Source organism: Mesorhizobium sp. M0830, from assembly GCF_040319965.1.
Lineage (GTDB): Bacteria > Pseudomonadota > Alphaproteobacteria > Rhizobiales > Rhizobiaceae > Mesorhizobium.
On record NZ_JAMYOR010000005.1, the window covers coordinates 152,580 to 175,743 of the forward strand.

Annotated in this window: 23 protein-coding genes; 12 read left to right on the top strand and 11 right to left on the bottom strand. The window is 63.4% G+C overall.

The genetic code is table 11. The features are described 5' to 3' along the window. Positions 1–27: 27 nt before the first annotated feature. Positions 28–1,329 carry a cytochrome b gene (locus NKI20_RS05565; protein ID WP_352828990.1) on the bottom strand — a complete coding sequence of 434 codons (1,302 nt, stop codon included), beginning with the start codon at positions 1,327–1,329 and terminating at the stop codon, positions 28–30. A gap of 16 nt (positions 1,330–1,345) precedes the next feature. Further along, positions 1,346–1,906 carry a ubiquinol-cytochrome c reductase iron-sulfur subunit gene (gene petA, locus NKI20_RS05570; protein ID WP_013529984.1) on the bottom strand — a complete coding sequence of 187 codons (561 nt, stop codon included), beginning with the start codon at positions 1,904–1,906 and terminating at the stop codon, positions 1,346–1,348. A 314-nt stretch (positions 1,907–2,220) separates the two neighbouring features. Between petA and NKI20_RS05575 the strand changes: the two genes are divergently transcribed. Further along, positions 2,221–2,565 (top strand): cupin domain-containing protein, encoded by a 345-nt coding sequence (locus tag NKI20_RS05575; protein WP_352828991.1) that lies wholly within the window; start codon positions 2,221–2,223, stop codon positions 2,563–2,565. A 57-nt stretch (positions 2,566–2,622) separates the two neighbouring features. Here the strand turns inward: NKI20_RS05575 and NKI20_RS05580 are convergent, their stop codons facing one another. The 5 genes from NKI20_RS05580 to NKI20_RS05600 are packed head-to-tail and all read right to left on the bottom strand — an operon-like array spanning position 2,623 to position 7,633. Then, positions 2,623–2,934 (bottom strand): DUF6665 family protein, encoded by a 312-nt coding sequence (locus NKI20_RS05580; RefSeq protein ID WP_352828992.1) that lies wholly within the window; start codon positions 2,932–2,934, stop codon positions 2,623–2,625. A 1-nt stretch (position 2,935) separates the two neighbouring features. Continuing rightward, complete coding sequence (locus NKI20_RS05585) at positions 2,936–3,421, bottom strand: GNAT family N-acetyltransferase (protein WP_352828993.1); 486 nt, start codon at positions 3,419–3,421, stop codon at positions 2,936–2,938. Positions 3,422–3,425: 4 nt separating this feature from the next. Next, positions 3,426–5,309, bottom strand: a complete 1,884-nt coding sequence (locus NKI20_RS05590) for an ABC transporter ATP-binding protein (RefSeq protein ID WP_352828995.1) — start codon at positions 5,307–5,309, stop codon at positions 3,426–3,428. Continuing rightward, positions 5,306–7,207 carry an ABC transporter ATP-binding protein gene (locus NKI20_RS05595; RefSeq protein ID WP_352730485.1) on the bottom strand — a complete coding sequence of 634 codons (1,902 nt, stop codon included), beginning with the start codon at positions 7,205–7,207 and terminating at the stop codon, positions 5,306–5,308. The genes NKI20_RS05590 and NKI20_RS05595 overlap by 4 nt, the downstream gene beginning before the upstream one ends. A gap of 9 nt (positions 7,208–7,216) precedes the next feature. Continuing rightward, a complete protein-coding gene (locus tag NKI20_RS05600; protein ID WP_352828997.1) occupies positions 7,217–7,633 on the bottom strand; it encodes a hypothetical protein in 417 nt (138 codons plus the stop codon). A gap of 488 nt (positions 7,634–8,121) precedes the next feature. On the opposite strand from NKI20_RS05600, the gene NKI20_RS05605 reads away from it, so the two are divergent. Together NKI20_RS05605 and soxR are read left to right on the top strand one after the other, a co-directional pair. Then, positions 8,122–8,580, top strand: coding sequence for a tRNA (cytidine(34)-2'-O)-methyltransferase (locus tag NKI20_RS05605; protein ID WP_352828999.1), 459 nt, complete (start codon positions 8,122–8,124; stop codon positions 8,578–8,580). Positions 8,581–8,711: 131 nt separating this feature from the next. Next, positions 8,712–9,185, top strand: coding sequence for a redox-sensitive transcriptional activator SoxR (gene soxR / locus NKI20_RS05610; protein ID WP_352829001.1), 474 nt, complete (start codon positions 8,712–8,714; stop codon positions 9,183–9,185). Positions 9,186–9,335: 150 nt separating this feature from the next. On the opposite strand, the gene NKI20_RS05615 is transcribed toward soxR, so the two are convergent. After that, positions 9,336–9,593: a hypothetical protein gene (locus NKI20_RS05615; protein WP_023760711.1), complete on the bottom strand. Its 258-nt coding sequence runs from the start codon at positions 9,591–9,593 to the stop codon at positions 9,336–9,338. A 168-nt stretch (positions 9,594–9,761) separates the two neighbouring features. On the opposite strand from NKI20_RS05615, the gene hemF reads away from it, so the two are divergent. The 5 genes from hemF (at position 9,762) to NKI20_RS05640 (ending at position 13,565) form a co-directional block, all read left to right on the top strand. Next, on the top strand, positions 9,762–10,676 hold the full coding sequence (gene hemF / locus NKI20_RS05620; protein ID WP_352829004.1) for an oxygen-dependent coproporphyrinogen oxidase: 915 nt from the start codon (positions 9,762–9,764) through the stop codon (positions 10,674–10,676). 308 nt (positions 10,677–10,984) lie between these two features. Continuing rightward, entirely contained in the window at positions 10,985–11,245 is a 261-nt protein-coding gene (locus tag NKI20_RS05625) for a DUF1344 domain-containing protein (protein ID WP_023760709.1), read from the top strand. Positions 11,246–11,475: 230 nt separating this feature from the next. Next, positions 11,476–11,661 carry a DUF1059 domain-containing protein gene (locus tag NKI20_RS05630; protein WP_352730475.1) on the top strand — a complete coding sequence of 62 codons (186 nt, stop codon included), beginning with the start codon at positions 11,476–11,478 and terminating at the stop codon, positions 11,659–11,661. Positions 11,662–11,918: 257 nt separating this feature from the next. Continuing rightward, a complete protein-coding gene (locus NKI20_RS05635) occupies positions 11,919–12,497 on the top strand; it encodes a hypothetical protein (protein ID WP_352730473.1) in 579 nt (192 codons plus the stop codon). 18 nt (positions 12,498–12,515) lie between these two features. Continuing rightward, complete coding sequence (locus tag NKI20_RS05640) at positions 12,516–13,565, top strand: S8 family serine peptidase (protein ID WP_352829007.1); 1,050 nt, start codon at positions 12,516–12,518, stop codon at positions 13,563–13,565. 55 nt (positions 13,566–13,620) lie between these two features. Here NKI20_RS05640 and NKI20_RS05645 read toward each other — a convergent pair whose 3' ends face one another. Genes NKI20_RS05645 through NKI20_RS05655 form a run of 3 tightly spaced genes read right to left on the bottom strand, consistent with a single transcriptional unit; the run spans position 13,621 to position 16,141 of the window. Next, a complete protein-coding gene (locus tag NKI20_RS05645) occupies positions 13,621–14,883 on the bottom strand; it encodes a CCA tRNA nucleotidyltransferase (protein WP_352730469.1) in 1,263 nt (420 codons plus the stop codon). After that, positions 14,880–15,512: a CoA pyrophosphatase gene (locus NKI20_RS05650; RefSeq protein WP_352829010.1), complete on the bottom strand. Its 633-nt coding sequence runs from the start codon at positions 15,510–15,512 to the stop codon at positions 14,880–14,882. Before NKI20_RS05650 ends, NKI20_RS05645 begins: the two co-directional genes overlap by 4 nt. Beyond that, positions 15,512–16,141 carry a DUF1285 domain-containing protein gene (locus NKI20_RS05655; RefSeq protein ID WP_352829039.1) on the bottom strand — a complete coding sequence of 210 codons (630 nt, stop codon included), beginning with the start codon at positions 16,139–16,141 and terminating at the stop codon, positions 15,512–15,514. Before NKI20_RS05655 ends, NKI20_RS05650 begins: the two co-directional genes overlap by 1 nt. A 141-nt stretch (positions 16,142–16,282) precedes the next feature. Here NKI20_RS05655 and NKI20_RS05660 point away from each other — a divergent pair, with 141 nt between their 5' ends. Genes NKI20_RS05660 through NKI20_RS05675 form a run of 4 tightly spaced genes read left to right on the top strand, consistent with a single transcriptional unit; the run spans position 16,283 to position 23,156 of the window. Then, positions 16,283–17,287, top strand: coding sequence for an AAA family ATPase (locus NKI20_RS05660; protein WP_352829012.1), 1,005 nt, complete (start codon positions 16,283–16,285; stop codon positions 17,285–17,287). Then, positions 17,287–18,201, top strand: a complete 915-nt coding sequence (locus NKI20_RS05665) for a DUF58 domain-containing protein (RefSeq protein WP_352603505.1) — start codon at positions 17,287–17,289, stop codon at positions 18,199–18,201. The genes NKI20_RS05660 and NKI20_RS05665 overlap by 1 nt, the downstream gene beginning before the upstream one ends. Further along, positions 18,198–21,020, top strand: a complete 2,823-nt coding sequence (locus tag NKI20_RS05670; RefSeq protein ID WP_352829015.1) for a DUF4159 domain-containing protein — start codon at positions 18,198–18,200, stop codon at positions 21,018–21,020. The genes NKI20_RS05665 and NKI20_RS05670 overlap by 4 nt, the downstream gene beginning before the upstream one ends. Before the next feature lie 57 nt (positions 21,021–21,077). Continuing rightward, complete coding sequence (locus NKI20_RS05675; protein WP_352829017.1) at positions 21,078–23,156, top strand: hypothetical protein; 2,079 nt, start codon at positions 21,078–21,080, stop codon at positions 23,154–23,156. Positions 23,157–23,164 lie beyond the last annotated feature (8 nt).

The following is a 23,164-nucleotide window of genomic DNA, read 5'->3' on the forward strand; positions in this document are numbered from 1 at the left end:
ACCGGTTCCCACTTTTCGGGATCATGCTCAGCCCTTGGTCTCTGGTGCGGCCGTGGCGCCAGCCGGATGTCCGCCACCGCCCTTGTTCTTCTCGAGCACCGCTTCGGTGATCGAGTTCGGCAGCCTTCGCGGCGTTTCGATCAGACCGAGCACAGGCAGGGCGACCAGGAAGAAGGCGAAGTAGATCAGCGTCGCCATCTGCGCCATGAACACATAGCTGCCTTCCGCCGGCTGCGAGCCCAGCCAGCCCAGCAGGACGGCATCGGCCACGAACACCCAGAAGAACAGCTTGTACCAGGGCCGATAGACCGCCGAGCGCACCTTCGAGGTGTCGAGCCACGGCACCAGGAACAGCATGACGATGGCGCCGAACAGGCACAGAACGCCGCCGAGCTTGGAGTTGATCGGCCCGACATTGAAGGTGATGGCGCGCAGGATGGCGTAGAACGGCAGGAAGTACCATTCCGGCACGATATGGGCCGGGGTCTTCAGCGGATTGGCGACCGTGTAGTTGTCGGGATGGCCGAGATAGTTCGGCAGGTAGAAGACGAAATAGGCGAAGAAGAACAGGAACACGAGCATGCCGAACGCGTCCTTGATGGTCGCGTAAGGGGTGAACGCAACGGTGTCGGTCTTCGACTTGACCTCGATGCCGGTCGGGTTCGACTGGCCGACGACATGCAGCGCCCAGACGTGCAGCACGACGACGCCGGCAATCATGAACGGCAGCAGGTAATGCAGCGCAAAGAAGCGATTCAGCGTCGGGTTATCGACAGCAAAGCCGCCGAGCAGCAGCTGCTGGATCCAGTCGCCGACCAGCGGAATGGCCGTGAAGAAGCCGGTGATGACCGTGGCGCCCCAGAAGCTCATCTGGCCCCAGGGCAGCACGTAGCCCATGAAGCCGGTCGCCATCATCAGGAGATAGATGATGCAGCCGAGGATCCACAGCAGCTCCCGCGGCGCCTTGTAGGAGCCGTAATAAAGGCCACGGAAGATGTGGATATAAACGGCGATGAAGAAGAACGACGCGCCGTTCGAATGCAAGTAGCGCAGCAGCCAGCCCGAATTCACGTCGCGCATGATCTTTTCGACTGAGCCGAAGGCAAGATTGCTATCGGCCGTGTAGTGCATGGCCAGCACGATGCCGGTCAGCATCTGTGCTACCAGCATGATCGCCAGGATGCCGCCGAAGGTCCACGCATAGTTGAGGTTGCGCGGCACCGGATAGGCGATGAAGCTGTCATAGACCAGCCGCGGCAGCGGCATGCGGGCGTCGAACCAGCGTCCGAGACCGGTTTTGGGCGTATAGGTCGAGTGTCCCTCGCTCATCGAAATATCCCCTGCCTCAACCGATAAGGATCTTGGTATCGGAAATGAACTTGAATACTGGCACCGCCATGTTCTCCGGGGCCGGGCCTTTGCGGATGCGCCCGGCGGTATCGTATTGCGATCCGTGGCACGGGCAGAACCAGCCGCCGAAATCGCCTTCCTGGCCGAGCGGAATGCAGCCCAGATGCGTGCAGACCTGAACCATCACCATCCAGGCTTCCTTGCCGGGCGTGGTGCGGTTGGCATCGGTCGCCGGTGCGTCGGCCGGCAGATTGGCGTTGCGCGCGATCGGGTCCTTGAGATCGGCCAGCTTGACCGCCTCGCCGTCCTTCATTTCCTGTTCGGTGCGGTTGCGCACCACGACGGGCTTGCCGCGCCACTTGACGATCAGCGACATGCCCGGCGTCAGCGAGGCAACGTCGACCTCGACCGATGCGAGCGCCAGCGTCGAGGCATCGGGGCGCATCTGGTCGATGAACGGCCACGCGAATGCACCCGCGCCGACCACTGCGGCCATGCCGGTGGCGACGTAGAGAAAATCACGACGGTTGGGATCCTGGGTGTCGGTTGCGCTCACGGGTGCCTGATCCTTTCGCCTCTTCCGTGCCGGTGGCTGAGCCTTTTTCCCCGCTCAATTACGCCAACCCGACAGCGCATGGCGAACAGGCTTGCGAATTCCTCCGGCATTTGGACCTCGGTTTATGCGTGAAGCCCGTTTTTGTCCAGACGGATCAAGGCACAAGGGCAGATTGTCGCGGGGACAAAATCCGCCGCCGGGCAATGCGACGCCGGATAGCCGTCAAACATCGCTAAGCAGCAGGGAAACAACCGCAAATCCGATGCCCTTGTGCGCCTCGACACAAGGCGCCAGCCGGGTCTATCCTTACCATCATGGCACACGTGATAGACCGCGACACTTGGGCCGTTCGCTCCGACCGCTGGAAGGGCGAACTGCAATGCGGCGCCTACGGCTCCAACTCCTGCCTGATCTTCAACTACCTGCCCGATGTCGGCGGCGGTCCTCGGCTGCACACGCATCCCTACGCAGAGATATTCATCATCCGTCAGGGCACCGGACTGTTCACGGTCGGCGACAAGGAGATCGAAGCCTCCTCCGGCCAGATCCTGATCGTGCCGCCCAACACGCCGCACAAATTCACCAATCTCGGCCCAGGCCCGCTGGAGACGACCGACATCCACGAGAACGGCACGTTCATCACCGAATGGCTTGAGTAGACCATGATCCCGAAAAGTGGGAACCGGTTTTCGGAAAGATCATGGTCAAAGACAGAGTTATTTGGCGCCGAGCCTCGCAAGCACGGCCCTCGGGATGTTGTATTCGCGGATGACGGCGTCATGCCTACGCAATCCGCACAGTTCGCGCTGGATGAAATAGCCTTGCACCGCCTCGGCGGCATCCTTGAGCAGCCGGGGGCGCAGTTGTTCGTCGGCATTGTCGCGCAGCCTGGCCAGCGTTTCCTCGACCCGCTGACCGGCGCGGCCGAGTGCGGCTGCCTTCTCCGCCAATATCTCATGGCCGAGGGCGTCGAAGGCGACCTCGGCAGCCGAGGCGCCGGCAAGATGAGATGGCGGACGCAAGGACATTTCAGCCTCCTTTCCCGAAAATCATGTGGTGGGTGACGAATTCTTCGCCTTCCACGCGCAGAAAGCCAAGCCGTTCATAGAAACCGAAGGCTTCGTGCGGCGCGCGTGTGTTCAGCACGGCGAAATGGCGACGCGCCCTGTCGATGACGGTCTCGACCAGCATCCGGCCGAGGCCGGTGCGACGGTGGCTCGCACTGACGAACAGGTGCCGGACCCGGCCATGGTCCCTGCCCTCGAAATAAGGATCGATGTTAAGCCCGCACACACCGACGAGTTCCCGGCCATTCCAGGCACCGTACAGCGCCTCGCCGCGCCTCAGGAACTTGTTGCGGCCGCTTGCCCAGCCATTTCCCAGGCGCACCAGCATCCAGTAACCTTCCAGCCGGCTTTCCTGCTTCAGCGTCTCGAAGGCCGGGGTGGTTGGCCGGAGCCGCTTGAGCACATAGCACACCCCGGGGCCGATCTCTGGGTCCGCAGATCCAACCATGGAGCTACTCCGCCGGGCGTGTCTCTTCGAGCACGCTGTCCTCGTGATAGAGAAAACCGCCGGACTGGCGTTTCCACAGCCGCGCATAGAGCCCATCGAACGCCACCAGCTGGTCATGCGTGCCTTGTTCGACGATGCGGCCACCGTCGAGCACAACCAACCGGTCGAGCGCGGCGATCGTCGACAGCCGGTGGGCGATAGCGATGACCGTCTTGTTCTCCATCAGCCGCGTGAGATTCTCCTGGATCGCCGCCTCGATGTCGGAATCGAGCGCCGAGGTTGCTTCATCGAGAATCAGGATCGGGGCGTCCTTGAGGAAGACGCGGGCGATCGCCACGCGTTGGCGCTGGCCGCCCGACAGTTTGACACCGCGCTCGCCGACAAAGGCCTCGTAGCCGACACGATCCCTATTGTCGCGCAGGCCCAGGATGAACTCGTGCGCCTCGGCCTTCTTTGCCGCCGCGATCACTTGCGTCTCGGTCGCGCCAGGCATGCCGAGCTTGATGTTGTCGCGCAGCGAACGGTGGAACAGGGTCGTGTCCTGGCTGACGACGCCGATATTGGCGCGCAGCGAATTCTGGGTGACATCGGAGACGTTCTGACCATCGATGGTGATTAGCCCGCGTTCCAGGTCATAGAGCCGCAGGATCAAATTGGCGAGAGTCGTCTTGCCGGCGCCCGACGGCCCGACCAGCCCGACCTTTTCGCCCGGCCGCACCGTAAGGTCGATGCCGTTAAGCACGCCGGATCCTTTGCCGTAATGGAACTCGACGTTCTTCACCTCGATGCGACCGCCGGCCACCACGAGTTCCTTCGCGTCGGGTGCATCGACCAGGCCGAGCGGCTGCGAGATCAATGCCTTGGAATTTTCCAGCACGCCGAGGTTTCGCAATATGCTGTTAAGCTGCATCATCAGCCGCCCGAGCAGCATGTTGAGCCGCAGCACCAGCGACAGCGTGAAAGCGACCGCGCCGACGGTGATCGAGCCTTCGACCCAGAGATAGACGGCAAAGCAGCCGATTGCCGTGATCATAGTGCCCGACAGCGTCGTCAGCGCCATTCGCACGCCGGTCAGCCGGCGGGTGAAGGGGCGCAGCGCGTCGAGATAGATGTCGAAGCCGTTTTTGATGTAGCGGTCGTCGCCGTCGGCCGAGAACAGTTTCAGCGTCTGCACGTTGGAATAGGAATCGACGATGCGGCCAGTGATCATCGAGCCGGCTTCGGCGGTTTCCTCCGCGTGCTTGCGGATCGCCGGCAGATAGAGCTTGGCCAGCCAGCCGAAGGCGGAAATCCAGATCACCACCAGCACCGCCAGCCTGAGATCGAGGCCAGCGACCAGAGCCAGCGTCGTCACCGTGTAGACGATCATGAACCAGACGACCTCGATGAAGCTTTCCATCAGGTCGCCGGTCGCCTGGCCTGCCTGCCAGACCTTGGTGGCAATGCGGCCGGCAAAATCGTTCTGGAAGAAGGCGTAGGACTGGCGCGACACATGCCTGTGCGCCTGCCAGCGCACCAGATTGTAGAAGCCGGGCGTGATCGTCTGTTCGTCGACCAGCGCCGACAGGCCAACGACGATGGTCCGGATGACCAGCACCACCGCGATCATGAACACCAGTTCAGGGCCGGCGGCATTCCACAAGGCATGCCAGCTGCGCTCGGCGGGAAGCTGGTCGAGAATATCGACCAGCCGCCCGACGAAGTAGAACAGGCCGGCCTCCACCAGCGGCGCGATGCCGCCAATGACCAGCATGGCGAAGAAGGCGAACTTCGCCTGGCCGACATAGTGCCAGAGAAAGCCGCCGACGCTGGTCGGTGGCCGAAGATTCGCTGGCTCCCTGAACGGATAGACCCAGTTCTCGAACCAGCGATAGACGGCAGTCATCATTCGGCAGCTTGGCCCTTTGCAAGTGCGTCATTTGCGGCGTCAGCTGGGGCGGCGTCGGCCGGACCGTCCTCGAGCAGGAACCCGCCCGACTGGCGCTGCCAGAGCTGCGCGTAGAGCCCGCCCTTGGCGACGAGTTCGTCGTGCGAACCTTCCTCGATGACGCGGCCCTTGTCCATCACCACCAGCCTGTCCATCGCCGCGATGGTCGACAGCCGGTGCGCGATGGCGATGACGGTCTTGCCTTGCATAAGCTTGTAGAGATTCTCCTGGATTGCCGCCTCGGCTTCGGAATCAAGCGCCGAGGTGGCCTCGTCAAGGATAAGTATGGGCGCGTCTTTCAACATAACGCGAGCAATTGCGATGCGTTGCCGCTGGCCGCCGGACAATTTGACACCGCGATCGCCGACATGGGCATCGAAGCCCTTGCGGTCGCTGGCGTCCGAAAGCCCTGATATGAAATCCAGCGCCTCGGCGCGCCGCGCTGCCTCGACAAGCATTTCTTCCGCGGCGTCGGGCCGGCCATAGAGGATGTTCTCGCGCACGGAACGATGCAGCAGCGAGGTGTCCTGCGTGACCATGCCGATCTGGGCGCGCAGCGAATCCTGCGTCACACCGGCGATCTCTTGGCCGTCGATCAGGATCTTTCCGCTCTCCAGGTCGTAGAAACGCAGCAGGAGATTGACCAGCGTCGACTTGCCGGCGCCCGAGCGGCCGACGATACCGACCTTTTCTCCCGGCTTCACCGCCAGCGACAGGTCCTCGATCACCCCTTTCCGCTTGCCATAATGGAAGCGGATATTCTCGAAGCGGATCTCGCCCTTGGAGACGGCGATGTCCTTGGCGCCCGGCCTGTCCTCGACCAGACGCGGCAACGAGATCGAGGCGATGCCGTCCTGCACCGTGCCGATATTCTCGAACAGGCCCGACATTTCCCACATGATCCATTGCGACATGCCCCACAGCCTGAGCACGAGTCCGATGACCACGGCGACAGCGCCGATCGTGACCGACTGCCCGAGCCACAGCCACAGCGCCATCGCCGTGACCGAAAACAAGAGCAGCGAATTCATGATGTAGAGCAGGCCGAAAAGCACCGTCACCAGCCGCATCGACCGATAGACCGTCTGGAGGAAGCCGGCCATGCCTTCCCGCGCAAACGAAGCCTCGCGGCGTGCATGGCTGAACAGCTTGACCGTCTGGATGTTGGAGTAGCTGTCGACGACACGCCCGGTCATGGTCGAGCGCGCATTGGCCTGCTCCTCGCCGACCTTGCCCAGCTTCGGAATGAAATAGCGCAGCAACAGGATGTAGCCGACCAGCCAGACGCCCAGAGGCGACGCCAGCCGCCAGTCGGCCGAACCGACGATGAACAGCATGCCAAGAAAATAGACGATGACGTAGTTCAGGACGTCGATCAGCTTGATGACGCATTCGCGCACGGCGAGCGCGGTCTGCATCAGCTTGGTCGCTATGCGGCCGGCGAACTCGTCCTGGTAGAAGCTCATCGACTGCTTGAGCAGGTAGCGATGCACCTGCCAGCGGATGCGCATGGGATAGTTGCCCATCAATGTCTGCTGGTTGAGAAGCGAATGCAGCCATACCGTGCCCGGCAACGCGAACAGCACGATGAAGGCCATGCCGGCGAGCTTCCAGGCTTCCGTCTGCAGGAAGGTTTCGCGATTCTGCCCCGACAGCCAGTCGACGATGCGGCCGAGGAAGCCGAACATCCACACTTCCGCGATCGCGATGGCCGTCACCAGCACCGCGTCGAGAAGGATGTAGGGCCAGGCACCGCGCGTATAATGCACGCAGAAGGCCACCAGCGTCCTGGGCGGCTCGACCGGTTCCGCCGCGGGGAACGGATCGAGCCGTCTTTCAAACCAGCTAAACAACAACATAGGTCATGCTCATGAAATCTGCTTTCCGCTTATGCGGCGCGCGAACGTACAAGGTCCGCAGAACGAATGGCGCCGAGGGCCGACGGTCCGGGAATCATCCGGACCGTCGGCCTTGCTTCGCGCAATATAGGGACTCGCGGGCTTTTCACCGACAGGTGCGCCTGACGATCCTGACGGCGCACTGTTCACGATCCGGACTTTCGCGCCAGGCCTGATCAGCCGGATGATCCGGCGCACCAGCGACGGCCGGCTGTGGTCGGGAACCGCGCGCGAGAAATCGACATCCGGCAGCATGCCGCGATGCGGCCGGCGGCGGACTTCGGCGTGAACCGCCGACGAATAGGTCTCGCCGATGAGCAGCGCCCAGGTCGGCAGTCGGTGGATATGCAGGCTTCTTGAGCCCGGTATTCTGTAGGGATCGAACATCGGTCCGTCCTCCGTGTGAAAATCGAGATAAAAAGGCGAAGCAACATCGTCCGCCGGCGTTCGGCCGGAGGCACGCATTGGATCGGTCTGGACACGATAAGCATCGGTCTGGACACGATAAGCATCGGTCCGGACACGACGGACAGCATCGGTCCGGACAGGTTCAGGTGGGGCGTTCAGCCCTTTTGACTTTTTGAAAGACATCGCAGGATTCCTTCGAGAGCCGAAAAATCGTTTCGGCGGGAATCGGTGCGATCAAGTCTTAGAGAGTCAGGAGAATTGTCGTACCGAAACCGCCAGCAGGCAGGTAAGCCCACGAGAGGGGCGCTGAGTGTGCATGGTCATCATGAATTACCCCTCCATCGGTTCGGGTTGACAATGGAGCTGACATACCCGACTTCGCAGAAAATGGCCACCCGCAGGTCCAGCATTTTCCAAAACCGCGAGCCCTCTGTGGCCGATCTGCCACTTATTAGAAGGACGCGGAAATGAACGGTCGTCTCCGCATCGCGCTCTACCAGCCGGATATCGCCGGCAACACCGGGACAATCCTGCGTTTCGCCGCTTGCCTCGGGCTCGGCGTCGACATCATCGAACCGGCCGGTTTTCCGCTCTCCGACAAAGCGCTCAAGCGAGCCGGCATGGATTACCTCGAAATGGCTGCTCTGACCCGGCATGTCGACTGGCACGCCTTCGAGGGCTGGCGCAAAGCCAGCAAGCGCCGGCTGGTGCTGCTGTCGACCAAAGCCACGACCCCTTACACCAGCTTTGCCTTCGCCGATGGCGACATCCTTCTGTTCGGCCGCGAATCCGCAGGCGTTCCGGATCCTGTCCATCAGGCGGCGGATGCGCGGCTGACCATACCCATGCAGGGCGCGGCGCGCAGCATCAACGTCGCGCTTTCCGTCGCCATGGTGGCGGGCGAAGCCATCCGGCAACTCGGATAACAGCATTCCGTCTCTCGCCATCTTGACCCAGGCGCACATCGCCTCCTCCTTCGTTTGCAGATCCTTGGTTTCTTCGCTACAAGCTCAACTTAACTTGAGGTCAAGCGGAAAAATCGGGACGAAAAACAGAGATGGCACCGGTAACGGAATTGACGGTCGGCCAAGTGGCCATGCGCAGCGGTGTGGCAGTGTCGGCGCTGCATTTCTATGAGGCCCGTGGGCTGATCCGCAGCCACCGCACGTCAGGCAACCAGCGTCGCTACGGCCGCGACGTGCTGCGGCGCGTGGCGATCATCAAGGTGGCGCAGGAAGTCGGCATCTCGCTGGCCGAGATCGGCACGGCCCTGGCATCGCTGCCCGAGGGCCGCACACCGACGCGCGACGACTGGAACCTGCTGTCGACCGCCTGGCGCGACGGGCTCGACCACAAGATCGCCCAGTTGAAGAAACTGCGCGACGGTCTGACCGACTGCATCGGCTGCGGCTGCATGTCGATCGACAAATGCCCGCTGCGGAACAGGGGCGACCGGCTGGCAAGGGAGGGGACGGGCGCGAGAAGGCTGGTTGCTCTTCCATCTACCCGTTCACGGGGAGAAGGTGCCTGAACGAACTGAAGGCGGATGAGGGGCAGCGCCAGCATTCAGAGCTTCGCGCCACCCTCACCCGCTTGCCGGCGTTCGTCGTACGAAAAAAAACCAGTTGGATTTCGCCGCTGTGCGGACCACTCAAATCGCCGTAAACGGGGCGAGGAGAACCTAATCCGCCGCCGGCAACCGCCTGATGGTGAACTCGATCACGTCGCCCGGCCGCTCGAACCAGCTTTCGATCTCGGTCCAGTAGGCCTGCTTGGGAAAGCGATCGAACCATTCCTTGGCTTTTAGGCGCGCGTCGGAGCGCGGCAGCACGAAGGTCTCGCGCAGGAAACCGTCGCGCGGCATGCGTGCACGTTCGGCCCGGCTTTGATCCAGCCTTTTCTTCAGGCCATCCAGCGGCGGTCTTGCCGGGGTGCGCACGAAACGACTCCTTGCACCTGGCGCATGACTCCGAAATCGGAATCGAGTTTCGGAAAGGATCATGCGCAAAACCAAAGTGACTTGACCCTTGCCCTTAAGAGATTAGGGATCGCGCCGGCAAAAGACGAGTCATTTGTAGGACTCATCGCCCGCAACCGGAGACGGCACTTGGAACGACCTGAAATACCGGCTGGCCTGCCCGCCGACATCGAGCAGAAGAAGATGAAGGCGCGCCTGTGGTTCGAGGCATTGCGCGAACGCATCTGCGCCGGGCTTGAACAGATCGAACAGGATCTTGGCGGCCCACTGGCCTCGTGGTCGCCAGGCCGTTTCGAAAAGACGCCCTGGGAACGAGACGAGGGCCGCGGCGGTGGCGGCACCATGTCGATGATGTACGGCCGCGTCTTCGAGAAGGTCGGCGTTCATACCTCGACGGTTTATGGCGAGTTCTCGCCCGAATTCAGGAAGCTGATGCCCGGCGCCGAGGAAGATCCGCGGTTTTGGGCATCCGGCATTTCGCTGATTGCTCACCCGTGGAATCCCAACGTTCCCGCCGTGCACATGAACACGCGCATGGTGGTTACATCCAGCCAATGGTTCGGCGGCGGCGCCGATCTGACGCCGGTTCTCGACCGCCGCCGCACACAGGACGATCCCGATACCGTCGCCTTCCATCGCGCCATGCAGTTCGCTTGCGAGAAGAATGCCGGCGTCGCCGACTACCCGAAATTCAAGGCCTGGTGCGACGAGTACTTCTATCTTCCGCACCGCAACGAACCGCGCGGCACCGGCGGCATCTTCTTCGACTGGCTGCATTCGGGCGAGGACAGAGGCGGCTGGAATGCCGACTTCAACTTCGTCCAGGATGTCGGCCGCTCTTTTCTCGTCGTCTATGCCCACCTCGTGCGCGCCAACTTCAACGAGAACTGGACCGACGGTGACCGCGACGAGCAGCTCATCCGCCGCGGCCGTTACGTCGAATTCAACCTGCTTCACGATCGCGGCACCATCTTCGGCCTGAAGACCGGCGGCAATGTCGAAGCGATCCTCTCCAGCCTCCCACCTGAGGTCCGCTGGCCGTAACAAAATGGTGAGCGCGGCGTGAGCCGCATTGATGTCCCATTCGCTCGAAATGCGGCGTCGAATGTGGCATGAGGTGCGGCGAAAATTTATTTTTCGTCTAATAGGCTCTTGAAAAGGCTGGTCTATTTGTTGCGCCGGGTCGGGAAGCGCCGGCGGTTCGCCTGAGCGCAATTCCAGGAAAGCTTTAAACGATTTTCCGTTCGGAATTGCCTCAAAACAAGCGAGCCGCGACCCGACGCGACCGGACGGCCCAGACGATGCGGGACACATTCGTCAAAAGGATACCCGCCCTTCAGGAGTACTTCACAATGCGCAAGATCATTGTTTCGGCTGCCGCCGCTGCCCTTCTCGCTTCCGGTTCGGTGGCGTTCGCCGCCATCAAGCACACCACCGGCACGATCAAGACCTTTGACGCAACGGCCATGAGCCTTGTCCTCGATGACGGATCGTCCTTTACGCTTCCCAAGACCTTCAAGGATCCTGGCCTGCAGGTCGGTGAAAAGGTCCGCGTCTCATGGGAGATGAGCGGCAAGAAAAAAGTCGCCGAGGCTGTCAAGATCGCGAAGTGATGGCCTGCCAAAGCAGGGCAAGATGATGTCTGGTCCTGCTTCGGGCTAGCGCGAAAGGGCGGAGCAGAGCTGTTTCGCCCTTTTTGCCGTTGACGGCAACCGATACCACCCCATCTGTGTTATGCTTTCCACCCGCTCGCGGCTCCACGGATTCAACCCTGAAATCGGACCATGAACCAGGAAAGCGCCGGAGCCTCGATCGGGCTCCACGGAGGAAAAGGAGAAATCGCATGAAGGAATTTCACTGCGGGTCGCTCGTACCCGGCTGTGACTGGCACACGCGTGCTGATGAGGAGGCCGAGGTCATGCGTCGTGTCGTCGAGCACATGCGCGAAACGCATGGCGAGACGGTCATCCGTGAGACGATGATCGAGGCGATCCGCTCGCGCATCGAAAAGGCCCGCGACGCGGCCTAGTCTTTGCCGCTCGGATTCATCCACAACAGCAAACGAGCCGCGTTGGCGCCTCAAGATTGGTTGAAAAGCGCCATCGCGGACGTCCTGCCGGCAAGACCCGCAGGTCAAAGAATTATATTTTCCTCGGCTAAAATAAACCCTGCGGTAACCGACCCCGTGCCACTGTCGGGCAGATAATCCGGCTACAGTGGGGCTGCAAGAGAAGCCCGTCGCCACCAGGCACTGGTCCGGGATCGGTGGGGCGAGGTGTTTCGCGCATGCGCGAAAAGTCCGGCAATCGAGTGAGTCTTCGCACGACGGCGCTCCTGCTGTACGGGCTCCTTTCAGCGTATCCGGCGATAGCCCAGGAAGTGACCACATCGCTGGTCGACCTCCATCAAGGCTCGCCGCTCAGCGATCGCGCGCACGACCTTGGCGGCGGCGGTTATGAACTGCAGGACGGAAGCCGGATATCGTTCAACCAATGGTACCACGCAAGCTGGGTCGACATGCATGTCGAACTTTTGACCCAGATCACGGAAGATACCGGCATCCTCTGGGGATTTGGCACCGGAGAAGAAGGTGAGAAATATCGCATCGAGCCCAGCCTGAAGCTGGGCTTCCTCACGCAGATGCATCCGGGTCCGAACAGTACTCTTTCCTTGTCGCTCACCACCACCCTCGGCGGCAAGCTCACCGAAAAGCCATGCGAAGCGAACTACGGCGATTTCGGTACCTACAGCGTCAATTGCCGGCTCGCGGCCAGCGAGATGGCGCCAGAGGAAACTTTGAAATATCTGGTTAACGCTAAACCGGAGAGCCAGCACCTCTGGCTGAATTACCGTGTTACTTTCTGATCGCCGGGGAGGATGCAAATGAGAAAATCATCCCATCCCGAAATTCGCGTTCGCCCGTCCTGGTTCCTGTTTGAACGGAGTAAGAGCATGTCCGGTAGTTGCTTGAAATTCGTTTTCGTTGCGGCTCTCACCACCCTGTCGGCGCCGATGGCTTCGGCACAGGAGGCGGTCAATGCGGATGAGATGGCCGCGCTGTGTCACGGCGGCGGCCGGTCCACATGCGCGAGTGCAACGATACCGGCTGCGACCACACAAGCGGTGCAGGGGTGGATGAGCCCCGACGTCGGCGCGGCATGGGCTGCGGGGTACAAGGGCAAGGGCGTCACGATTACCATTGTCGACGATTTCTCCAGTACATCGCGCTTCTCGGGCAATTTCGGTGTCGGGGTTCAAACCCAGCGCCACGGTGAATGGACGCGCGAGGAAGCTGGCATGATCGCGCCCTTGGCGACCATCAGGTCGAAGGACTTTTCAACCAGCTCGGCCGTCAGCCTGACGCCTGGCCTGAACGTGCTCAATCTGAGCTATGGCATGTACGCCAAAGCGGGCTACAGCCCGAACCAGATCGGATGGAGCCCCGAGGAAGCCTCCATCATCTCCTATGCCACCAAAGGGTCGGCTGTTGTTTCGAAGGCGGCGGGCAACGATTCGGTTGCCGTGGGCGGAGAAACAGGCGGTCAGCAGGACTATCTCGATATCGCCCTGGTTGGCAAAGCCTCTGCGATCTTCGTCGGCGCCCTGTCGACGAACGGCACAACAACCAACAAGGCCCAGCTTGCCTGGTACTCCAACTATGCCGGCTCCGACCCGCTCGTGCAAAGCCACTTTCTTGTGGTTGGCGTCGATGGGAGCAAGACAGGCCTATATGGCACCTCCTTCGCAGCACCGATCATTTCAGGATATGCGGCGATACTAGGCAGCAAATTCACCAAGGCCACGCCGACCCAGATCACCAACGATCTGCTCAATACGGCTCGCACCGACACCCTGGTCAACTATAGTGCTTCCACGTACGGCAAGGGCGAAGCGAGCCTTTCACGCGCCCTGGCTCCCGTGGCAATCAGGTAGTTTCGCTCGTTCGACGACGTTTGACCGTCACGGAGCACGGGCTTCGAGCCAAGGCCTAGGTTTCCAGTGCCTTCGCGGCGCGATCAAGCAGTGCGCCGCGATCAGGCGCAAATCCCGTTTCGATCCATTCCGCCTCGAGGTTCTTGAGGATCTCGCCCAGCTTCGGTCCTGGCGTTGCACCGAGCGCCGTCAGATCGGCGCCTTTCAGCGGGAACACCGGTTTTTTCCATTTGAGCGCGAAGGCCAGCAAGCGCGAGAAGCCGCCGGCTTCAAGCAGCGCGTCATTGTCGTCGACAGCACGAACGCGGGCCGCAGCCAGCGACAGGCGCAAGCGGTCGACAAATCCCTGCCGATCGCCGCGATAGAGCCTTTTCGCCAGTTCGCCCTCGGTCGTCTTCGGCTCGACAGCGGTGGCAAGCGCCCAGTGGCGCAGGCGATCCGCTTCGGCAGTCGAAAATCTGAGCCGCTCGGCGAGCATCTTCATGCGTGCGGCATCCGGCGGCACGATCGCTTCCAGCCGCAGCAGCGGGTCGGGCGCCCAGCCCAGATCTTTCTCGGCCTTGGCCAGCCCATGGATCGCATCGATGCCCCATTTCTCGCTTTCCGGCAGCGCGGCGGTCAAGACGCCAGCCTGCCGCATCCAGAGCAGCGCCCGAGAGGGATCAGGCGCCGACAAAAGCTTCTTCAATTCGGACCAGATGCGCTCGGCCGAAAGCTGGGCCAGACCTTCCTTCAGCCGGGCACAGGCTTTCAGCCCATTGGCATCCGGCCGGCCATCGCCATACCAGGCGAAGAAGCGGAAGAAACGCAGGATGCGCAGATAGTCCTCACGGATGCGCGCTTCCGCATCGCCGATGAAGCGCAGCCGGCGTGCCTCGATGTCGGCAATGCCGCCGACAAGGTCGACAACCCGGCCATCGGCCTGCGCATAGAGCGCATTGATGGTGAAATCGCGCCGCTCGGCGTCGAGCTTCCAGTCGCGTCCGAATGACACTTTGGCCCGCCGCCCGTCAGTCTCGATGTCGGCTCGCAACGTGGTGACCTCATAGGGCTTGCCGCCGGCGACCACCGTGATCGTGCCGTGCTCGAAGCCGGTCGGCACCGCCTTGAAACCTCCCGCCTCGGCGCGGCGGATGGTTTCCCCCGGCAAGCAGGTGGTGGCGATGTCGATGTCGGCGACCAGTTGGCCCATCAGCGTGTTGCGTACGGCGCCGCCCGCAACACGCGCCTCTTCACCGCCCTCGCTCAATGCGGCCAACAGGCGCTGCAGATGCTTGTCGCCGAGCCAATCGGCCCTGCCCGCGATCGTGACGCTCACGCATAGAGCCTTTCATAGAGGGTGCGGATGATGCCGGCGGTGACGCCCCAGATGCGCCGCTCGCCATAGGGCATGTCATAGAAGAACCATTCGAGATCGTTCCACATGCGGCTGTCGCGCTTGTGGTTGGCCGGGTCCATCAGGAAGCGCAGCGGGACTTCGAAGGCGGCATCGACCTCGTCGGCGTTCAAGCTCAGCTGGAAACCCGGCCGCACGATGCCCAGCACCGGCGCGATGCGGTAGCCGCTGCCGGCGATATAGTCGGGCATGCGGCCGATGATCTCGATGCGATCGCGGTCAAGGCCGATCTCCTCGAAGGTCTCGCGCAGCGCCGCCGCCTCCGGGCTTGGATCGGTCTGATCGATGGTGCCGCCGGGAAAGGCCACCTGCCCCGAATGATTGCGCAGCTTTTCGGCCCGTTTTGTCAGTAGAACCGTCGCATCGCCTTCTTGGTCGACCACCGGGATCAGCACGGCGGCATTGCGCAGCGCCTTGCCCTGGTTGAGGCGTGGATGACCGGGGTTGAAGCGATGATCGCCATAGTCATCGCTGGCATGCGCATCCGGCTGCGCGGCAAAGCGCGCGCGAAAATCCGCTGACGAAAAAGGCGCCGGAGACACCTGGTCCATCACGCGCTCAGCCGCTTCAACTGGTCCGCCGGCATGATCGGGAACACAGCCTTTTTCGAGCGCACCGCGAACATGGTCTTGCCGCCGATCTCGACCTCCTCGCCATGGCCGACCAGCTCATACATCACCGGCCGCGCCACCAAGGCCTCCAGCCGGCCCCGCACCAGCACATAGGGTTTCAAGCCGCCGGTCTCGCTCTCGTCGACGAAGCGCAACGGTCGCTCCGGCCCGGCCTCGACGACGTCGCCGACATTGGTGCGGAAGGTGATGACCTGCGCGTCGCCGTCGCCCGAAACATCCATTTCGACGGCGATGAACGGCGCATCGGCGACGCGGATGCCGACCTTTTCCACCGGTGTCACCAGATAGGTCCTGCCGTCGGCATCCTTACGCAGCACCGAGGAGAAAAGCTGAACCAGCGGTATGCGCCCGATCGGCGTGCCCAGATAAAACCAAGTGCCATCGGCCTTGATCTCCATGTCGAGATCGCCGCAGAAGTCGGGATTCCAGCGTTCGACCGGCGCCGCACCCTTGCCGGCGCGGGTGGCGCGCGAGATCAACGCCTCGAGACCGCGCGCCTCAGTGGCACTCGCAAGGCCCTGTTCGAGATCTTCGGAGTGTTCCGTCATGGTCACGAAATAGTCACTGTTGTTCCGCTTGTCAGCCTAAGTCTGTGATTTAAATTCTAATGCAGACGCTAGGCGAGGCCGAATCGCGGCAGTCATGGTATGCTGCAGGCAGGTATTTCCAATCACAAGGATCGATGCGGCATGAGCGTAATGGTCAAGGAAAGCCCGATCAGCGAATCGGACATGATCGCCGAGGCCGAGAAAGCGCTGGCCGACATCTCCAGGATCCGCGACGGGGTCGGCCGGGTCATCTTCGGCCAGGAGAGCGTCGTCGAGCGCACGCTGGTGGCGCTGCTCGCCGGCGGCCATGCGCTGCTGGTCGGCGTGCCGGGCCTCGCCAAGACCAAGCTGGTCGAAACACTGGGCATTGTGCTCGGCCTCAATTCGCGCCGCATCCAGTTCACCCCCGACCTGATGCCGTCCGATATCCTTGGCTCCGAGGTGATGGAGCAGGACGAGACCGGCAAGCGCTCCTTCCGCTTCATTTCCGGCCCGATCTTCGCCCAGCTGCTGATGGCCGACGAGATCAACCGCGCTTCGCCGCGCACCCAGTCTGCGCTGCTGCAGGCGATGCAGGAGTACCACGTCACCATTGCCGGCGCCCGCTACGACCTGCCGGCGCCCTTCCACGTGCTGGCGACGCAGAACCCGCTGGAGCAGGAAGGCACCTATCCGCTGCCCGAGGCCCAACTCGACCGCTTCCTGATGCAGGTCGACATCCTCTATCCCGAAATCGAGGCCGAGCGCCGCATTCTGCTGGAAACGACCGGCGTCGAGGACGCGAAAGCCCAGAACGTTCTGCAGCCGGCGCGGCTGAAGGAAATCCAGACACTCATCCGCCGCATGCCGGTACCCGAAAGCGTCGTCGAGGCGATTCTCACGCTAGTGCGCTCGGCGCGTCCGGGCCAGGGCAATGCCGAGACCGACAAGCACGTCGCCTGGGGCCCCGGCCCACGCGCCAGCCAGGCGCTGATGCTGTGCACCAGGGCGCGCGCGCTCTACGATGGACGGCTGGCGCCGTCGACTGACGATGTCCGCGCGCTCGCCGAGCCGGTGCTGCAGCATCGCATGGCGCTGACCTTCGCCGCTCGCGCCGAAGGCACCAGCGTGCGCGACGTTGTGGCGAAACTGGCCAAAGGTATCTGATGGCGCATATCGGCGAGGTCCAGGCTCCGGCAGCGACGCGCGACGCGCTCGCCCGTGGCCGGTTGCGGGCCTCTCTTGTGCCCGACCTGCTGGTCGAGGCGCGGCGCATCGTCAACACCGTGATCGCCGGCTGGCACGGCCGCCGCAAGCGCGGCATCGGCGAGAATTTCTGGCAGTTCCGGCCCTATGTCGAAGGCGATTCCTCGCGTATCGACTGGCGCCGCTCTGCGCGCGACGACCACACCTATGTGCGCGACCGCGAATGGGAAGCCGCCCACACGGTCTGGCTATGGGCAGACCCCTCGCCGTCGATGCTGTACAAATCGACCGGCGCCAGCGTCTCCAAGCAATCGCGTGCGCTGGTGCTGGCGCTGGCCATGGCCGAGCTGTTGTCGCGCAGCGGTGAGCGTATTGCCTGGCCCGGTCTCACCGATCCGTTCACCGCCCGCAACGGCGCCGAGCGGATCGCCGCCCAGCTCATGCATGCCGGCGATTTGCCGGCAAAACCGGATCTTTCCGACATCCGCCGCTTCTGCGACATCGTCATTGTCAGCGATTTCCTCGATCCCGTCGAGGAGACGATGACCTGGCTCGACGTTCTAGCCCGCCACGGCGTGCGCGCCCATCTGATCGAGGTTGCCGACCCGGCCGAGGAGACCTTCCCCTATGCCGGCCGCACCGAATTCACGGATCCCGAGACCGGCGACAAGCTGACCGCCGGGCGCGCCGAAATGCTGGGCGATGAGTATCGCCTGCTCTACACCGCCCGCCGCCACGAATTGGCCGTCTGGTGCAAGCGCCTCGGCTGGAGCTTTACCGTCAACCACACCGATCGGCTGGCTTCCGACGCGCTGGTGCGCCTGCACATGGCGATGACCGCCGATGGCGCCGCTGCCGGAAGGGTCAGCGCATGAGCTGGCTGCCGCTCTCCTTTGGCGCCCCCATGGTGCTGTGGGGTCTGCTGGCGCTGCCGGTGATCTGGTGGCTGTTGCGGCTGACACCGCCCAAGCCGCAAACCGAGATCTTCCCGCCGCTGAGGATCCTGGCGCGCGTCCTGAAGCGCGAGGAGACGCCGCAACAGAGCCCGTGGTGGCTGACGCTGCTGAGGCTGCTGATGGCAGCGCTCATCGTCGCCGCATTGGCCGACCCGGTCTTCAACCCGCGCGAGAAACTACCGGCCGAGGGTGCTGCCCTGGCCCTGGTCATCGACAATGACTGGGCAAGCGCCGCCGACTGGGACAAGCGCGTCGCCACCGCCGAGCGGCTGATCGCCGATGCTGGCTCGAACGGCGTGCCTGTCATCATCGCCTTCACCGCCGAAAAAGCCAATGCCGAGATCGGCCCGTTCGATGCCGCCGCCGCGCTCGACCGGCTGCGCGCCGCCAAGCCGCGGCCGATTCCGACCGACCGGCCCGCCGTCTATGCTCGCGTCGCCGGCGTGCTGGAAAGCTTGCCCGGCGCCAGTGTTGCCGTACTTGCCGACGGACTTGCGGCAAAAGGCGACGAAGCCGCCTTCAACACGCTGTTGTCCAGGAATGCCGCCCGTGTTGTTTGGGCAACCGCCGACAGGCTGTCGCTGACCGGCCTGACCGCCGCCGACAACCAGGTTGACGGCTTTGCGCTTACCGCCATTCGCGCGCCGGGCGATCCTGCCCCGGCGCAGGTCACCGCCGGTGCCTTCGACGACAAGGGCCGGCGCATCGCCGATGCGACGCTGACCTTTTCACCTGGCGAAACCACTGCCACTGGCATTATGGCGGTGCCGTTCGAACTGCGCAACGACTTCGCCTCGGTCGCGCTCGACGGCGAGCGCCAGGCCGGCGCGGTGCGCGTCCTCGACGAAAGCTCCAAGCGGCGGCGCGTCGGGCTGTTGTCGCAGGCCGAGGCCGACCAGGCGCAGCCGCTTTTGTCGCCGCTCTATTACATCAGGCGCGCGCTGCAGCCCTTCGCCGATCTGGTCGAGCCCTCAAGTGCCGATCTCGCCGATGCGATCCCGCAGATCCTCGACCAGAAGCCGGCGATGATCGTCATGGCCGACATCGGCACCATTCCCGCGCAAGTCCGGCAGAGGTTGGTCGACTGGGTCGACAATGGCGGCACTTTGGTGCGTTTCGCCGGATCGCGGCTGGCCGCCGCCGGCAATGACGACGATTTGCTGCCGGTCCGTCTGCGCACCGGCGAACGTTCGCTCGGCGGCGCGCTGTCGTGGACGTCGCCGCAGCCGGTCACCGAATTCCCCAAGGCCGGCCCGTTCGCCGATCTTGCGCCGCCGACCGAGGTCACCGTCAGCAGGCAGGTGCTGGCTGAACCGACGCCCGACATAGTCGAACGCACCTGGGCGGCTCTTGCCGACGGCACGCCGCTGGTCACCGGGCTGAAGAAGGGCAAGGGCACGCTGGTGCTGTTCCATGTCACGCCCGAGGCGACCTGGTCGAACCTGCCGATCTCGGGCAGCTTCGTCGAGATGCTGCGCCGCATCGTGCAACTGTCGCGCAACCAGGGCGCGGCGATCGCCAATGCCGAAGCCGCCGCCACCTCGCTGGCGCCCTATCGCATGATTGCAGCCGACGGCTCGCTGGTGCCGCCGACACCCGACGCACGGCCGCTGGTGCCGGGCGCAGGCGCGTTGCCAGTGACGTTCGAGAACCCGCCCGGGCTCTATGGTTCCGAGACGGGTGTGTTTGCCCACAATCTGCTTGAATCCGACAGCACGTTTGCGCCGCTGGCGCGGCCGCAGATCACGGTTCCCGTCACATCGATCCAGTATGCCTTCGACGAATCGCGCAACTTGAAGGGCGCGCTGGTCGCGGCCGCCCTGGTGCTGATGCTGCTCGACACGCTGGCGGTGTTCTGGATAGGCGGCCTGTTTACCCGCCGACCGCGCCGCTCCGGTGCCGTGGCAACCACTTCTGCAATCCTGATTGCGCTTGGTGTGCTGTTCGGCCATGCCGACCTCGCTCGCGCCGATGACGCCAAGGCGGGCGACGAGGTTGCAATAGAGGCGATTTCGAAGACCCGCATCGCCTATGTGCTGACCGGGGTGCCGGGCGACGATTCGATCAGCCGCGCCGGGCTCGAAGGCCTGACCCGCTTCCTGATCGAGAAGACGGCACTCGAACCGGGCGCGCCGACCGGCGTCGACATCTCCAAGGACGAGCTGTCGTTCTATCCGCTGATCTACTGGCCGATCGATCCAGCCGCACCGATGCCGAACCAGGCCGCGATCGCCCGCATCGACGCCTATATGCAACAGGGCGGCACGGTGCTGTTCGATACGCGCGACCAGTTCGCCAACGGCATCGGCGCCGATTCGACCAGCCCGGCGACCGAGCGGCTGCGCGACATCCTCGGCAATCTCAACGTGCCGCCGCTGGAGCCGGTGCCATCCGATCATGTGCTGACCAAATCCTTCTTCATCCTGCCCGAATTTCCCGGCCGCTTCAGCGGCAGCCCGCTCTGGGTCGAGGCTTCGCTCGACGCCAGCAATGCCGAGAACCGGCCGGTGCGCACGGGCGACGGCGTCTCCCCGATCATGATCACCGCCAATGACTTCGCGGGCGCCTGGGCGGTCGACGAGAATGGCGACCCGCTGCTGCCGACCGTACCGGCGGATCCGATGCAGCGCATCTACGCGCTGCGCGCCGGCGTCAACATCATGATGTACATGCTGACCGGCAACTACAAATCCGACCAGGTCCACGTGCCGATACTGCTCGAACGGCTGGGGCAGTAAGATGATGTCTTTTATTGCACCTCCGCGGATCGACCCTCCCAAATGGGAGGGTAAGGAATGAACTGGTCGATTTCTTTCGAACCGCTGATCTCCTGGCCTTGGCTGATCTTGGCGCTGGTGCCGCTGGCGCTGCTTGCGCTGGTCGGCCTGTGGTTTCGTCAGCGCGGCTCTGTCTTTCGCTTCATCGCTCTGATGGCGCTCGCCGCCGCCCTGTTCAACCCGGTGTTCCTCAACGAGGAGCGCGACCCGCTGAAAAGCATTGTCGCCCTCGTTGTCGACCGCAGCCAGAGCCAGGATATCGGCGACCGCACGAAACAGACCGACGAGGCGCTGGCCGGGCTGCAGGAGCGTCTTGGCCGCTTCAAGCAGTTCGACGTGCGCGTCGTCGAGGCCGGCAAGTCCGAGGCAGCCGAGGAGCGCACCGAGACACGGCTGTTCGGCGCGCTCGATGGCGCCTTCCGCGATGTCCCGCCGTCACGCATCGGCGGTGCCATCATGATCACCGATGGCGAGGTGCATGATGCGCCTCCGGGCGCCCCCGATTTCAACGCCCCGCTGCATGCGCTGATCACTGGCAACGACCACGAAAAGGATCGCCGCATCCGCTTCGAGAATGCGCCGCGCTTCGGCCTCGTCGGCAAGCCGCTCGACATGACCTACCGCGTCATCTCGACTGAAAACGAGACCGGTCCGGTTGACGTGCGGGTCTCTGTCAATGGCGAGCAGGTCGCGGTCGAGCATGCCACCGTCGGCCAGGCCATGCCGCTGCAGGTGACCATTCCCGCTGCCGGCCGCAACATCGTCGAACTCGCCATCGACCGCGAACCGGGCGAACTGACCGACACCAACAACCGCGCCATCGCGCTCATCGATGGCATCCGCGAGAACCTGCGTGTGCTGCTGGTCTCCGGCGAGCCGCATGCCGGCGAGCGCACCTGGCGCAATCTGTTGAAATCCGACGCCTCTGTCGACCTCGTGCATTTCACCATTCTGCGCCCACCGGAAAAGCAGGACGGCACGCCGATCAATGAATTGTCGCTGATCGCCTTCCCGACACGCGAGCTGTTCGTCGAGAAGATCAAGGATTTCGACCTTATCATCTTCGACCGCTACCAGCACCGCGACGTGCTGCCGATCCTCTATTACGACTACATCTCCGAATATGTCGAAAAGGGCGGCGCGCTGCTGATCGCGGCCGGCCCCGAATATGCCGGTGAAAGCTCCATCGCGCGCACGCCGCTGATGTCGGCCCTGCCGGCGATGCCGACGGGCGAGGTTGTCGACAAGGCCTTCTATCCCCGCCTCACCGATCTTGGCCAGCGCCATCCGGTGACGCGCGGCCTGGATGGCTCGGCCGCCGAGCCGCCGCACTGGAGCCGCTGGTTCCGCACCATCGGCGTGCAGAACCCGGAAGGCGAGGTGGTGATGAAGGGCGCAGACAACCGGCCCCTGCTGTTGCTCGACCGCAAGGGCGAAGGCCGCGTCGGCATGCTTCTGTCCGACCAGGGCTGGCTTTGGGCGCGCGGCTTCGAAGGCGGCGGCCCGCATGTCCAGCTCTATCGGCGCATCGCGCACTGGCTGATGAAGGAGCCAGAACTGGAGGAGGAGCGGCTGACCGCCGACGGTCGCGGCATGGTGCTGGAAATCCGTCGCCAGACGATGGCCGACGATCCCGGCCCCGCCCAGATCATCACCCCTTCCGGCAAGACCTTGACCGTCAAGCTCGAGAAATCCGAGCCCGGCGTTTTCCTTGGCAGTGTCGAGACAAACGAGATCGGCCTTTATCAGGTTGCCAATGGCGACCTGACCGCGCTCGCCCATGTCGGACCGGTCAACGCACCGGAATTCGCAGATGTCATCTCCACCGAAAACCGGCTGAAGGCGCCGGCGGAAGCCACCGGCGGCAGCGTGCGCCGGCTGGCGTCGTCCTCGACCCTTGGCAGCGACGTGACGCTGCCCTCCATCGTGCCGGTGCGCTCGGCCGGCGCCGCGTCCGGCAGCGACTGGATCGGCCTGCGCACCACGGACGACAGCGTGCTCAAGGCCGTCTCGCGCGTGCCGCTTTTCGGTGGCTTCCTCGGTCTCGGCCTGTTGCTTCTGGCGATGGGTTCGATGTGGTATCGCGAGGGACGGTAGCGCCACCT

Bases quoted from the DNA above. Each gene is read 5' to 3' on its own strand.
- NKI20_RS05565 (WP_352828990.1), bottom strand. From the start codon at position 1,329: ATGAGCGAGGGACACTCGACCTATACGCCCAAAACCGGTCTCGGACGC.
- NKI20_RS05575 (WP_352828991.1), top strand. From the start codon at position 2,221: ATGGCACACGTGATAGACCGCGACACTTGGGCCGTTCGCTCCGACCGC.
- NKI20_RS05580 (WP_352828992.1), bottom strand. From the start codon at position 2,934: ATGTCCTTGCGTCCGCCATCTCATCTTGCCGGCGCCTCGGCTGCCGAG.
- NKI20_RS05585 (WP_352828993.1), bottom strand. From the start codon at position 3,421: ATGGTTGGATCTGCGGACCCAGAGATCGGCCCCGGGGTGTGCTATGTG.
- NKI20_RS05590 (WP_352828995.1), bottom strand. From the start codon at position 5,309: ATGATGACTGCCGTCTATCGCTGGTTCGAGAACTGGGTCTATCCGTTC.
- NKI20_RS05595 (WP_352730485.1), bottom strand. From the start codon at position 7,207: ATGTTGTTGTTTAGCTGGTTTGAAAGACGGCTCGATCCGTTCCCCGCG.
- NKI20_RS05600 (WP_352828997.1), bottom strand. From the start codon at position 7,633: ATGTTCGATCCCTACAGAATACCGGGCTCAAGAAGCCTGCATATCCAC.
- NKI20_RS05605 (WP_352828999.1), top strand. From the start codon at position 8,122: ATGAACGGTCGTCTCCGCATCGCGCTCTACCAGCCGGATATCGCCGGC.
- soxR (WP_352829001.1), top strand. From the start codon at position 8,712: ATGGCACCGGTAACGGAATTGACGGTCGGCCAAGTGGCCATGCGCAGC.
- NKI20_RS05625 (WP_023760709.1), top strand. From the start codon at position 10,985: ATGCGCAAGATCATTGTTTCGGCTGCCGCCGCTGCCCTTCTCGCTTCC.
- NKI20_RS05630 (WP_352730475.1), top strand. From the start codon at position 11,476: ATGAAGGAATTTCACTGCGGGTCGCTCGTACCCGGCTGTGACTGGCAC.
- NKI20_RS05635 (WP_352730473.1), top strand. From the start codon at position 11,919: ATGCGCGAAAAGTCCGGCAATCGAGTGAGTCTTCGCACGACGGCGCTC.
- NKI20_RS05640 (WP_352829007.1), top strand. From the start codon at position 12,516: ATGAGAAAATCATCCCATCCCGAAATTCGCGTTCGCCCGTCCTGGTTC.
- NKI20_RS05650 (WP_352829010.1), bottom strand. From the start codon at position 15,512: ATGGACCAGGTGTCTCCGGCGCCTTTTTCGTCAGCGGATTTTCGCGCG.
- NKI20_RS05655 (WP_352829039.1), bottom strand. From the start codon at position 16,141: ATGACGGAACACTCCGAAGATCTCGAACAGGGCCTTGCGAGTGCCACT.
- NKI20_RS05660 (WP_352829012.1), top strand. From the start codon at position 16,283: ATGAGCGTAATGGTCAAGGAAAGCCCGATCAGCGAATCGGACATGATC.
- NKI20_RS05665 (WP_352603505.1), top strand. From the start codon at position 17,287: ATGGCGCATATCGGCGAGGTCCAGGCTCCGGCAGCGACGCGCGACGCG.
- NKI20_RS05670 (WP_352829015.1), top strand. From the start codon at position 18,198: ATGAGCTGGCTGCCGCTCTCCTTTGGCGCCCCCATGGTGCTGTGGGGT.
- NKI20_RS05675 (WP_352829017.1), top strand. From the start codon at position 21,078: ATGAACTGGTCGATTTCTTTCGAACCGCTGATCTCCTGGCCTTGGCTG.